General features: G+C 53.5%; 13 protein-coding genes. 5 read left to right on the forward strand and 8 right to left on the reverse strand.

Annotation, left to right across the window (positions count from 1 at the left end):
* Nucleotides 1-168: 168 nt before the first annotated feature.
* From EKM86_RS04745 to EKM86_RS04755, 3 genes are read right to left on the reverse strand one after another with little or no spacing between them, the layout of a single operon-like run.
* Nucleotides 169-627, reverse strand: a complete 459-nt coding sequence (locus tag EKM86_RS04745) for a GNAT family N-acetyltransferase (RefSeq protein WP_125755568.1) — start codon at nucleotides 625-627, stop codon at nucleotides 169-171.
* Between the two features lie 13 nt (nucleotides 628-640).
* The gene (gene thiI / locus EKM86_RS04750; protein WP_125755570.1) at nucleotides 641-1858 is read right to left on the reverse strand and encodes a tRNA uracil 4-sulfurtransferase ThiI; all 1218 of its coding nucleotides are present in this window, start codon (nucleotides 1856-1858) and stop codon (nucleotides 641-643) included.
* Nucleotides 1859-1889: 31 nt separating this feature from the next.
* Nucleotides 1890-3044, reverse strand: coding sequence for a cysteine desulfurase family protein (locus EKM86_RS04755; RefSeq protein WP_125755572.1), 1155 nt, complete (start codon nucleotides 3042-3044; stop codon nucleotides 1890-1892).
* Nucleotides 3045-3211: 167 nt separating this feature from the next.
* On the opposite strand from EKM86_RS04755, the gene EKM86_RS04760 reads away from it, so the two are divergent.
* Nucleotides 3212-3661, forward strand: coding sequence for an RNA polymerase sigma factor (locus EKM86_RS04760; protein ID WP_125755574.1), 450 nt, complete (start codon nucleotides 3212-3214; stop codon nucleotides 3659-3661).
* A gap of 2 nt (nucleotides 3662-3663) precedes the next feature.
* Nucleotides 3664-4572, forward strand: a complete 909-nt coding sequence (locus EKM86_RS04765) for a sigma factor regulator N-terminal domain-containing protein (protein ID WP_164506167.1) — start codon at nucleotides 3664-3666, stop codon at nucleotides 4570-4572.
* Nucleotides 4573-4631: 59 nt separating this feature from the next.
* Here EKM86_RS04765 and ezrA read toward each other — a convergent pair whose 3' ends face one another.
* Nucleotides 4632-6335 carry a septation ring formation regulator EzrA gene (gene ezrA / locus EKM86_RS04770; protein WP_125755578.1) on the reverse strand — a complete coding sequence of 568 codons (1704 nt, stop codon included), beginning with the start codon at nucleotides 6333-6335 and terminating at the stop codon, nucleotides 4632-4634.
* A gap of 183 nt (nucleotides 6336-6518) precedes the next feature.
* Here ezrA and EKM86_RS04775 point away from each other — a divergent pair, with 183 nt between their 5' ends.
* Together EKM86_RS04775 and rpsD are read left to right on the forward strand one after the other, a co-directional pair.
* On the forward strand, nucleotides 6519-7001 hold the full coding sequence (locus tag EKM86_RS04775) for a GAF domain-containing protein (protein ID WP_125755580.1): 483 nt from the start codon (nucleotides 6519-6521) through the stop codon (nucleotides 6999-7001).
* A 174-nt stretch (nucleotides 7002-7175) separates the two neighbouring features.
* Nucleotides 7176-7787 (forward strand): 30S ribosomal protein S4, encoded by a 612-nt coding sequence (gene rpsD / locus EKM86_RS04780; protein ID WP_125755582.1) that lies wholly within the window; start codon nucleotides 7176-7178, stop codon nucleotides 7785-7787.
* Between the two features lie 59 nt (nucleotides 7788-7846).
* Here rpsD and EKM86_RS04785 read toward each other — a convergent pair whose 3' ends face one another.
* From EKM86_RS04785 to EKM86_RS04800, 4 genes are all read right to left on the reverse strand, one after another.
* Entirely contained in the window at nucleotides 7847-8059 is a 213-nt protein-coding gene (locus tag EKM86_RS04785) for a tyrosine-type recombinase/integrase (protein ID WP_164506168.1), read from the reverse strand.
* Nucleotides 8060-8596: 537 nt separating this feature from the next.
* A complete protein-coding gene (locus EKM86_RS04790; protein ID WP_125755586.1) occupies nucleotides 8597-9550 on the reverse strand; it encodes an NAD(P)H-dependent flavin oxidoreductase in 954 nt (317 codons plus the stop codon).
* Nucleotides 9550-10410: an arginase family protein gene (locus EKM86_RS04795; RefSeq protein ID WP_125755588.1), complete on the reverse strand. Its 861-nt coding sequence runs from the start codon at nucleotides 10408-10410 to the stop codon at nucleotides 9550-9552. The genes EKM86_RS04790 and EKM86_RS04795 overlap by 1 nt, the downstream gene beginning before the upstream one ends.
* A 67-nt stretch (nucleotides 10411-10477) precedes the next feature.
* The gene (locus EKM86_RS04800) at nucleotides 10478-10798 is read right to left on the reverse strand and encodes an ArsR/SmtB family transcription factor (RefSeq protein WP_125755590.1); all 321 of its coding nucleotides are present in this window, start codon (nucleotides 10796-10798) and stop codon (nucleotides 10478-10480) included.
* A 174-nt stretch (nucleotides 10799-10972) separates the two neighbouring features.
* Here EKM86_RS04800 and EKM86_RS04805 point away from each other — a divergent pair.
* The coding region (locus tag EKM86_RS04805; RefSeq protein ID WP_164506169.1) for an ester cyclase at nucleotides 10973-11437 on the forward strand (465 nt) is incomplete at its 3' end.

The raw sequence follows: 11437 nt of genomic DNA on the forward strand, positions 1-11437 counted from the left end.
AACAAAATCCGGTGGAAGTGCGCGACCGCCAGACGTACTGGGTTCCGGGAGGATTGGGCCGGCGACGCACAGCAATCGTGGTGGGCACCACTTCAAGCCCTGTATCCCAGAAGCGCAACTCTTTTATCGGCATAATAAAAGCTGCCCTCACCAGGCAGCTTGCAGTACTCACTGATCTAATTTCATCTGCACAAACGTGACCGGAGTCCCATACGCATCAGCCTCGCGCGTGCCGGTTTGTTTGAAGCCCAAGGCCTCATACAGGTGGCGGGCACGGGCGTTAAAGTCCGCGACCTCGAGGGTAATGGGGCCGGCGTAGTGGTAGCGCTGGCGGCCAAAGTCGATGCCGGCCTGAACGAAGGCGCGGCCACGGCCGGCGCCCGTGTAGGCCGGCGCCAGCCCCAAGCCAATTTCCATCACGCCATTGGGGAAAGAAAACTCGTACATCCCGATCAGCTCGTCGTTTTCCAGCACCGAATAGTAGTCATCCCCGTCATCAGCAAAAATGTTGTCCATTTCTACCGCGTGAACCGCGGCGGGAATGTTATAGAACTCATACGGCGCTGGATAGACCCAATCCAAGTACGCCTTGGCCTCGGGCCGATTCATGTAGCGGATCTCAGTCATCGCGGTCTCCTTTTTACAGCAGCTCAGAAATCATGTCCTGGTTTTGGTTCATGAACTCGTCGGACGACTTGATCTCGGTGATCTTCACACCATCCAAGGCGCGCTGCATCAGCCCCTCAACGTCCAGCTTGCTTTCGTAGTAGCGCGTCTTGTCCAGGTTTGGCTTGGTCTTAGGGGACGGCGGCGCGAAAATTGTGCAGCAGTCTTCAAACGGCATGATCGACAGGTCGTAGGTGTCGATGTCCTGCGCGACCTTGATGATCTCCGTCTTGTCCATCGTGGCCACTGGCCGAATGATCGGCATGTTGGTCACATCGTTGATGGCGACCATGCTTTCCAAAGTCTGGGACGCCACTTGGCCGATCGACTCGCCGTTGACGATGGCCAGACCCCCGCGCTGCTTGGCCAGCGCCTCGGTCAGCCGCAGCATCAGCCGCCGCTGCACCGTCATCAGGTACCCTTCCGGTACGGTGGCCTTAATGGTTTCCTGAATCTCAGTGAACGGCACCTGAATGAACTTGATGTAGCCGGCGTATGGCGCCAGTTTGGTGGTCAGCTGCTTGGCCTTGTTCAAAGCCGAGTCGGACGTGTACGGCGGGCTGAAAAAGTGAACCATTTCCAGATCGACACCGCGCTTTAGGGCGTAATAGCCGGCGACCGGGGAATCGATCCCACCGGACAGCATCAGCATGGCCTTGCCGGCGGTGCCGACGGGCATACCCAAAGCGCCTTGAATCGTTTGCGTGGACAGGTATATCGCGTCGCGGCGCACTTCCACCCGCAAGGTGTAATCCGGATGGTGCATCTGCACCTTGAGGTCTGGCCGGTGATCGACCAAAAAGTCGCCGAGATTCAAGTTCATCTGGTTCGTGTCAAGCGCAAACGTGTGGTCCGCACGCCGGGTGTTGACCTTGTAACTGGCTCCCTGCGGCACAGATTCATTCATTAATGCCAGCACGGCCTCGTGCACTTGGTCCATGTCCTTTTCCACTTTCACAGATGGCGAATAGGTCTGGATGCCAAACACCTTGGACAGGCGGACCATCACGGCCTTGGCGTCCTCACCGTTGAGCTCGATGTGCAGCCGGTCGCGCTTGGGCCGAATGGTCAGGTCGGGAAATTCGTGCAGCGCCTTGGTGACGTTGCCGTGCAGGCGGCTGATGAAGGCCTGGCGGTTTTTGCCCTTAGTGGACAGCTCGCCGTAGCGCACCATAATTTCAGTGTAATTCACAGATTTTTTCCTCCAATAAAATGGCAACGGGTTACGCAGACGGCATCAACTTGGCAAAGCCGGCGTAGACTTGGTCGAACGCCTGGTTGAACGCCTTGGCCTCATCCATGGTGTTGTACTCGTCCAAGCTGACGCGAATCGCCGATGTGGCGATGCTGTCGTCAACATGCATCGCGGCCAACGTTGAACTTTCGGTGCCCTTTTTGCTGGAGCAGGCCGAAGTCGTCGAGATGTAGATGTCGTGCGGCTCAAACGCGTGGACGATGGTTTCACCGCGCACCCCGGCGATAGCAAACGTCAAGATGTGCGGGGCGAAGTCAGGCGTCAGCTGCGAAAACATGGTCACGTTCGCGAACTGGCTAACGTGGTCGTAAATCGCCTTACGAATGGCCTGCTGGTGGGCGACCTTTTTGTCCTCATCAGTCAACAGCAGCCGGAGGGCCTTGGCCATCGCGGCAATTGCCGGCGTGTTTTCAGTGCCGGAGCGCAGGTTATCCTCCTGGCCGCCGCCGGTCAACAGCGGCGCGATGTGCCGGCCTTCCTTGATGTAGACAAACCCGGTCCCGCGCGGCGCGTGGAACTTGTGGCCGGAGAAGGTCAGAAAATCGATGCGCGGATTACGCAGGGACTTCATCAGGCCCTTGCCGATGGCCTGCACGGCGTCAACATGGAAGTGAATGCTCGGGTAGTCCTCAAGGATTTTCGCCACAGCATCGATCGGCTGCTTGGCACCAACCTCGTTGTTGACTGCCATCACCGACACCAAAATCGTGTCCGGCCGGATCGCCGCGCGCAGTACTTCGGGATCGATGAAACCGCGCTTGTCGACAGGCAGATAGGTCACGTCAAAGCCCAGCTCCTCAAGCTGCTTCATCGTGTTGATCACCGCGGGATGTTCGACCTGCGTGGTAATCAGGTGCTTGCCAAAAGGCCGCTTTTCGATGGCCGTCCCCTTGATGACCCAGTTGTCACCTTCCGTGCCGCAAGACGTGAAGTAGATTTCGTCAGGCTTGGCGTGCATCAGGTCCGCGATCTGCTTGCGGGCGCTTTGCAGCACCTCATTGCCCTTGCCGCCGACCGCGTGCAGGCTGCTCGGATTGCCAAAAAAGTCCTCGGAGACCTTGCGGTAGGTGTCCAGGACCACCGGCAGCGCCTTGGTCGTTGCGCTATTGTCGAAATAAATCATGGTCAACATTCTTCCTTTTCGTAAGTTTAGCTGCATGCAAGTATACCAAATATTTTGGCGAAAATGAACCGCCAGGATCCGCCTGGCAGAATAAATAGAAGAATGTTCAGCCAGCCTGTATACTTTTGGCAGAGTTCAGACGTCTTATTCACGGAGGGAGGGGCGAGATGGCCAAATCAGAGTTCGACCAGCATTTGCTGGCGCTAGGCGGCGTGGTCGTGCAGCGGCTGCAGGCGCGCGGGATCCAGCGGGCCGACGCGGAAGACGCAGTGGCGACGGCCTACGAGAAAATCATCGTCATGCTGCCGGACCTTTCCGTACGCAACTTTGACGGGTGGTTCTATCGCATCGCGCTCAATGCCTTCCTGGACAGTCTGCGCAGGCGCCAGAACGAAACGCTGAATGCCGCCATCCCCGAACCTGCCGCCGCCAGTCCGACGCAATTTGCCGAGATGCTTGCACCGCTGCCCGCCAACCAGCAAGAACTGCTGGCGTTGAAGTATTATTACGGTTTTTCATATCAAGAAATCGCGCAGCTGCTCGGCCTGAAGCCAGCCAGTGTGAAAACCATGCTGGCGAGGGCGCGGGCCAGTCTGCGCACCAAATGGGAGGAATAATCATGTTAGACAAAGCGCTGCAACGTGCCAAGTGGAAACAGCGGCTGATGATGGCGGGAATCGCCGCGATTGTGGTGGTGATCTTAGTGCCGCTGAGTTACGGCGTCTTGAACAAACTGGCCGCCCGCCAAAGCGGGGCCTTATTTGATCAGCTGAATGCTTACCACACTGTCGCCGAGCCCAATGTCGAAATTTCCTCGGAGATGCTGACCAACGACACCAGTTTTGGCGGCAATGTGGTGACCAAAACGTATAAAGACATTGATGGGTACAAGGTGCCTTGGGGGACCTACACGTCCCACTACACCAACCTCCGCTGGCAGCTAGATGATAATCTGTATGCCCAGACCATCGAACGGCGAGACAAACGTTTCGGCCTGCAACAGTTCCAGCCCGGGAGCACGCAAAAAATCGCGCGATTCTACACCGGGACCAAGGACTTGCCAAACGAGGCCAAAACGCTGGCCGAGCTCCCTGATCACGTCGGCGAAATCGCCGTCACTTTTAACCGCGGCTACACTTATGCTGAGCTGAAACGGCTGCTGCCAAAGAACCTTGAGCTGCGGTGGGGCTACCTGTTCAACGACACGGCCCACGTCTCTATCTCCGGCGACGTGGCGCAGCCTAGAATAGCCGAGAGTCCGATCGGCATGGCGGTTGCAGATGGTCAGACACCGCAAAGTCAAGCCAAATACTGGCGCAAGGCACTCAGCCAGTATTGGACCGGTGCCAAGCATAATCAAGCCTATGAAAATGCGACGAAGACCCCGCCGGCGCAACTAAAGTTCAAAGGCGTGATTCTCACCGGCACGACCGAAAATTTGGCCAAAGTCGCAACTGCCCAGTATGTGGCCGGGACCAGCGTGGGCGTTACGGTACCCCGCGCACCATACATTACCCCCGAAAAATAACACAACGACGGCCACAGGTTTGCGCCTGCAGCCGTCGTTTTCTTCTATATTAAGCTCAGTTAAACCAGTTCGTCATGCTGCTGGGCGTTGAAGTCGTCGGCCACCTTCTTGTAGCTGCCTGGCTCCACCTTCTCCAGCGCGGTGGCAATGGCGTCAGCCGCGCCTTGGTAATCGTACTTGGCGTATAATTTGGCCGAATCGGTCATGGCCTGAGCCACTTCCTCATGAGAGGTCTTGTAGCGGTTCGCGTATTGCATGAGCTGCTCGCACAGCCCTGCGGCACTGATCAGGTCGCGACTTTGCTGCTTCAGTTGGTCGATGTCAGTCGACACCCGAATCAGCGTTTTGGCGATGGCGTCCAGGTCGATTTTAACTTGATCCATGTCGTCTTTCAGCTGCAGGATCTCGTCGCTGACGACCTTGAAGAAGTCACGATAGGCTTTTGGCAGGCCTGGCAGGTCGTGGCGAGACACCTCGTAGCGGACATCACGCACGGCCCGCTCGAACGCCTCGACCTGAGCCAACGCCTTGCGTTCGGTTTCACGCAGACCGGAAACGCTGGCATTGATGGCCTGTTGCTGCTTTTCGATTTCGGTGAGATCAGTGCGATCATGCGTAAACTGGGCCAAAAGGTCTGAGTAAATCGCCTGATTCTGATTGATCTGGTCGATGGCCTTGGCGTACGCCTGATCGATCGTGTCCAGTTGCACCTTCAACTCATTTGCCGTTTTGATCTCATCGTGGTTAAGCTGATAGGACTGATTGAGGTGATCCAGCTCGATATTCAGCGTCCGGTTTTGCTGCATCGCGTGGCTGATGAACTGCCGCAGCTCGTCCTTTTGATCCATGACCGAACTCTTCGCGTTGAGTTCCTTTTCCATCACCGCGTACAGGCTGTCGATTTTGTCGGCAATCGTCGCGTTGTTTGCGGTCAGTTCAGTGACGTCCAGGTCCTTGATCTGAGCCTCCGCCTTCGCGACCAGGTTTTGCACCTCGGCGACCCCAGCGGGCACGTCGTCGGTAAAGAGAAAATGCTGCTCAGTCAGCTGCTGATAGCCCGATTGGATTTCCTGCAACTGTGAAGGAAATTCGTTGACGACCGAGTTCACCAGCGGCGGCAACTGCTTGACTTGCAGTTTGAGCGCCGCAACGCTATTTTTGACCTGCTTGATCGCGGCTTTTGCCCGCCGCGGGTCACCCCCAACGTTGACTTCAGTCGCCGTAGTCAACTGTGAGGCGATATCCTGCAAGCTGGCTTCCAGCGCCGGGAGCGCGTCGCCATAGGCAAAACTCTTGGCCAGCACCGTCTTGCGCGCTTCCTGATAGTCGTTGCGCAAAACTTTCAGCTGCTTGGCGTTATCGGCCTCAGCCTCTTTGATCATGCCAAGGTGACTTTCGATCTGCTTCATGTCCTTGGCTGCCGAAGTCTGCAGCGCATCGATGTTGGCCATGCCATCTTTGACCTGGCCAAACTTGAATTGCTTGTTGGCCTGCTCCACATCAAGCAGCGCTGTCTGCAGCTCGGTCAGCTCGCCGTCAACCAGACCCTGATACTTTTGCGACCAGGACTTAAAGTCGTCCAGGCTATCGCCAGTCAGGCTCAGCTGCTGAATGCTGCGGATCAGCCCCGGCACCGCACCTGTATCAATGGTCGCGACCTCGGCGTCCAAATCGTGGATCAACCGCGCGTTCCGCACCTGATAGCCCCATACCCCTAAGGCTAAGAGCACAATGATGATGAGTACAATAATAATCCAATTCATTTTCTCTACACCTTCCGCGCCGACTTTCAAGATTGCATTCTCGGCCGCTGCCTCGTACACTGACCTTAATGTTCTGAAAATCGTCTTCGGTTCCTAGTATCTCAAAAACGCCGGCAATATGAAACCCTTTTAATAGGAAAAGCCGCGACGTTTCGGACTTTTGACGCAAAAAGGAGTGTCACCATGACTGCCATTGATCCAATCATCGTTGACCAAGTCGCCGCTTTGCTCGACGGCGAGACCAACGTCATCACCAACTTAAGTAATGCCGCCGCTATTTTGTACAACAGCCTGGATCAGGTCAACTGGGCCGGATTCTATATCTACAGCAAGCAGCGCAATTCATTGGACCTCGGCCCGTTCCAAGGCCAGGTCGCCTGCATGCACATCGCGCCCGGCAGCGGCGTCGTCGGTACCAGCTATGAGAAACAAACTCCCCTGCGCGTGCCAAACGTGCACGAATTTGCCGGCCATATCGCCTGCGACGCCGCGAGCAATTCGGAAACAGTGGTCCCGCTGAAGGTTGACGGCAGTATTGTCGGCATCATGGACATTGACTCACCGATCCTCGACCGCTTTTCGGAAAAGAACGTGAAAGTGCTGACGGACTTCGGCGCGGCGCTTTCGAAACACCTTGACGCGGCGGCCCTTTCCGCGATATACTAGTGCGCGTGTAAAATAATGCAGCAGTGAATGGAATGGTCGGCTCCAGTTTGGCAACCGGTATCGGAGAGCTTAGTAACCGCGGCTGCAAGAGCGAACGGCTTAGCCCGACTGCCCGTGTTCTGAATTCACAATTCATTATTTTACTCCAAATAAAAATCTTGGAGGAAATATCCTATGTCTCGTTATACTGGTCCTCGCTGGAAGCAGTCCCGTCGTTTGGGGCTTAGCCTTTCCGGCACTGGTAAAGAACTTGCTCGTCGTCCGTACGCGCCTGGTGATCATGGTGCCAACAACCGCCGTAAGGTTTCCGAATACGGCCAGCAGCTGACTGAAAAGCAGAAGCTGCGTTGGATGTACGGCTTGAACGAACGCCAATTCCAGAACCTGTTTATTCGCGCCGGCAAGCTCAAGGAAGGCACCCATGGTGAGAACTTCATGATCATGCTGGAAAGCCGTCTGGACAACTTGGTCTACCGTCTCGGTTTGGCCACCACTCGTCCGCAGGCGCGTCAGCTCGTTAACCACGGCCACATCACGGTCGACGGTAAGCGCGTTGACATTCCTTCCTACGAAGTAACGCCGGGCCAAGTGATTGGCCTGCGTGAACGCAGCCAGAACCTGGCAATCGTCGGTGAAGCACTCGAAGCAACAATTTCTCGTCCTGCTTACGTCTCCTTCGACGAAAACAAAAAGGAAGGCACCTATGTGCGCCTCCCTACGCGTGACGAACTCGAACCAGACATCGACGAATCCCTTGTCGTTGAATACTACAACCAGAAACTGTAATATTCAGGACTACAAACGTTGTTACCGCAACGTTTACCGGACTTCTGCTGTTGCAGAGTTTACAATTTTGATAGCAAGTCCACTGCACGTCCATCTTGGGCGTGCTTTTTTTCTGGCATCAGTGAGATGTAATAGTCCTGTATGGTGCTTAAGCTGGCATGACCTAGATGCCCCGAAACATAGGCCAGATCAATATCTTGGCTGAATAAAAATGGAGCGAACGTGTCGCGCAAACCATGGAAAGTCGTATGACTGACTTTTACCTCTTTCAATATTCAATAGCGGCTCCAATCGCAGCGCAACTCGGAATCCAAATGTCTCAAAGTTGTAGCCATCAGCCTTGGGTTCGATCTGATTGAGGAGATTATATAGCTTGCAAGGTAATGATACCGTTCGATACGCGTTTTTGGTCTTCAGGGTGGTCTCGTTCTTCACCCAAGGACTTCGCTGCTGATTAACGTGAATGCCACAATCACCCTGCTCGTCATATAATGCTTCCGGCCGTCCCCCAGGCACTCGTCCCGGCGTAGTCCCGTCAGCAACGCCACCAACACCATGACGCAGAACTCATCCTCGACGGCATGTTCAAAGCAGTATTGCTTCAAGGTCTTCATGTCGGTGATCGATAGCAGCGGCTACCCGTGAAGAAAATTGACGAGCTCCATGACAAAATACAAAAGATAAAAGAGTTTCAGGATTCACAAGTCAATGACCCGCTGAAGAGTATGCATCCTTGATTCACAAGCTAAATAGAATCTGACGTATAAAAAAAGCACCGCAATGGGTGCTGACATCTCGGACTGATTTAACTAGACCATCAATTCACCAATCAACGCCTCGACACTGGGCAATGAATTGATAGTATCAACGCCATTGTTCACACTGATTATCCCACGCTCGAAGTCTCCCAGTAACATGCCTGGTCTCAATCCACCGTTAATACTAATTTCATGATTGAGTCCAGTATCATCATTGTTGCGGTACCGATGGGCATATTTTAATGCTGCCGGTGTCTTCACCGAGCGTTGCGTCGGCGAAACTCTCAAAACATCGCTAAAATGTGCTTTAAGCACAGCAGCCTTTGCGTTATCAGCCATCGGTGATTCCTCAGTCATCAAGAAACGACTGCCAATATACACCCCCTGCGCGCCCAAGGCAAAAGCTGCCCGCACGCCGCGTGCATCGTTGATCCCACCAGCTGCCAACACGGGTGTAGATACTGCATCAACCATGGCGGGCACAACAGTAAACGTGCCAAAGTCCTGGCGTGGCATCACGCCACCTTCGTCACTACCAGTCGCGACTAAAATATCAGCGCCAAGGCGTTCCCCTGCACGCATTTGCGCGACAGTCGGCGTCAAGGGACGGAAAATCAAGATTCCATCATGCGCTATGATGTCGGCGAACAACTCTTCATGAGCACTGCCGACCACCGCGAAGTGATGGACATTTTCTTCATAGGCCATCTTCAACAATGCAGCAGTAAATACGCTATCCGCAACGCTTTGGTCCGGCTCAGGCGTCAATATGTTCATTCCGATTGGCCGGTTAGTCAACGTTCGAGCCTTACGCAGTTCCTGGCGCATGCGCTCAGCAGTAATCATTGGGTCATCTGTCACTTCTGTTTGCCCGGCATTCGGACCAAGCACACCCAAACCACCAGCATTGCTTACTGCAGCTACCAGTCTCGCGTCTGTTACCCAAGACATCGGTGCTTGGATCAGTGGATATTTAGTCCCTAAAATTTCGGTCACGCTACGCATTATAATTGCTGTCCTCCGTTAAAAATTGGTAACTGATTCAATCCGCGATGCAAATTCAACGCATCCCAAGGCATATGTTCCGCAATGCTTAGCCCGACTATATCGGCTTGGTGGCTCACTTCCGTCAGTAACGCGATTACCTGATCGAGCGTCATGCTACCGATGGCCGCACCGAATTGGGTACGCTCAAAATGTGGTTTAGCTGGCAGAATTGAGCGAAAATCGTCTGGGTCTAACACGTCTAGATCAAAATGTACGGCAAGATGTTGAATGCCATGTGCAGCCAGCCAGTCTTGAATTGGTTGCCCCTGACCCAACTGTTGAGGTGTGGCAGTTGCCATGCTCATGGTCTTCACCAGTTGATCCATCGGTCGTAATGCCGCCACCTGTAAACCAGCAAAGAAGACTTGTGATGGTCGCAATGGATTTTGAACCTGTTGAGCAAATTCGGAATCACTGGCATGGAGTAGATCTGCAACCACTATTTCATGCAGATGATGCGTGTCCCTGATTGTTGAAATGTCAGGATGGGCATCTAACCAGATCACCCCAAAGTCATCAGGATACTGGCCGTGTAAATAATCAAATGGTACTTCTGACACGCCACAATCCCCACCCAAGGTGATCACACGCTGCGGCCGGAATTTCATTAAGGCATCTCGGGCAAATCTTTGTTGCCCAACGAGTTGCGCCCCACCTTCAATGCCACCCTGCTCGTCGGCATCTGTACTGACAGGAATGGTCACGTGTTGTGCATCAAAGACCTCCGGTACGATTGCGTTTAAGACCCGATTACCCATCTGGTAATCAGGATTCATGCCACCTTGCCACTCTGGCCAATTAATTCTCATTGTTGCCATTGATTCACATCTCCATATCTATAAATCGTGAAATATCGATTCATTGTGCGAAAAATAAAGGCACTGTTTACAGTGCCGTAGCAATCAGCTTAGCTAACGCCTGCAAATTGGCCTCATTGCGTCGATAATAGGTCCATTTTCCGTGACGTTCAGATTCCAGTAAGCCGCAATCTTGCAAATCGCTCAAGTATTTAGACACCGTGGACTGGGCTAAGCCAGCTTTTTTGACGATATCTTGGACACAGATGCCTCCTTTTTCGGTCATCATGTAACGCACGGTTTCACACGATACGCTGGTGATTTCCTTTTCTGGATCCTTGAGCCACTGCAAAATATCCAATCGGGTCTGATTTGCCAGTGCTTTGAAGAGCTTCTCATTTATTTCCATGGCTTTAGTCTAACAGAATTGATTTAAAAGTAAATATCGACTTTTCTCGATTTATCGATTGACAACTTAAATATCCCCTGCTAACCTAATGTCAGTGATTCACTAAGAACGCATTAGACGGCCACTAACACGCGTTTAACATTCACTAAACTTAAATACGTGGAGGTCATTTTCATGACAAATACCCAATTACACAAAGACATCGTCACTAAGCTGATTGCTGAAGCACTACCAAATAACGATGTGGCTTACGTCGAATCTGTCGTCACACCCGAAACTGTTACTCGTCGCGCAGGTTTCGCTAGTCTCTTACAGGCAACCGACCAGATTAAACCTGCAGCAAGCAACTTCATGGGTTGGGTCCATAAAGGCTGGGACAGCCTACACGCCGCTCTCAGTGAACAAAAGGTCACCATGCGCGAGGTCGTCGCTGATGGCAACCAAGTCATTGCACACTACACGTACACCGCTAAACATGCAGGTACTTTTGCGTCGGCTCCAGCGACTGGCAAAACCATCCATTGGGACGAAATTGGGATCTTCAAATTCAACAATGACGACACCTGGATTATTCACCTCGGTATTTGGGACATGAAATCGCATCTGGCCGGTCTGAAAGCAACGTTTGGAGCGTTGCGA

The organism is Lacticaseibacillus hegangensis (assembly GCF_003946465.1).
Classification (GTDB): Bacteria; Bacillota; Bacilli; order Lactobacillales; family Lactobacillaceae; genus Lacticaseibacillus; species Lacticaseibacillus hegangensis.

Bases quoted from the DNA above. Each gene is read 5' to 3' on its own strand.
- EKM86_RS04765 (WP_164506167.1), top strand. From the start codon at position 3,664: ATGTTAGACAAAGCGCTGCAACGTGCCAAGTGGAAACAGCGGCTGATG.
- rpsD (WP_125755582.1), top strand. From the start codon at position 7,176: ATGTCTCGTTATACTGGTCCTCGCTGGAAGCAGTCCCGTCGTTTGGGG.
- EKM86_RS04790 (WP_125755586.1), bottom strand. From the start codon at position 9,550: ATGCGTAGCGTGACCGAAATTTTAGGGACTAAATATCCACTGATCCAA.
- EKM86_RS04800 (WP_125755590.1), bottom strand. From the start codon at position 10,798: ATGGAAATAAATGAGAAGCTCTTCAAAGCACTGGCAAATCAGACCCGA.
- EKM86_RS04760 (WP_125755574.1), top strand. From the start codon at position 3,212: ATGGCCAAATCAGAGTTCGACCAGCATTTGCTGGCGCTAGGCGGCGTG.
- EKM86_RS04745 (WP_125755568.1), bottom strand. From the start codon at position 627: ATGACTGAGATCCGCTACATGAATCGGCCCGAGGCCAAGGCGTACTTG.
- EKM86_RS04755 (WP_125755572.1), bottom strand. From the start codon at position 3,044: ATGATTTATTTCGACAATAGCGCAACGACCAAGGCGCTGCCGGTGGTC.
- EKM86_RS04795 (WP_125755588.1), bottom strand. From the start codon at position 10,410: ATGGCAACAATGAGAATTAATTGGCCAGAGTGGCAAGGTGGCATGAAT.
- EKM86_RS04775 (WP_125755580.1), top strand. From the start codon at position 6,519: ATGACTGCCATTGATCCAATCATCGTTGACCAAGTCGCCGCTTTGCTC.
- ezrA (WP_125755578.1), bottom strand. From the start codon at position 6,335: ATGAATTGGATTATTATTGTACTCATCATCATTGTGCTCTTAGCCTTA.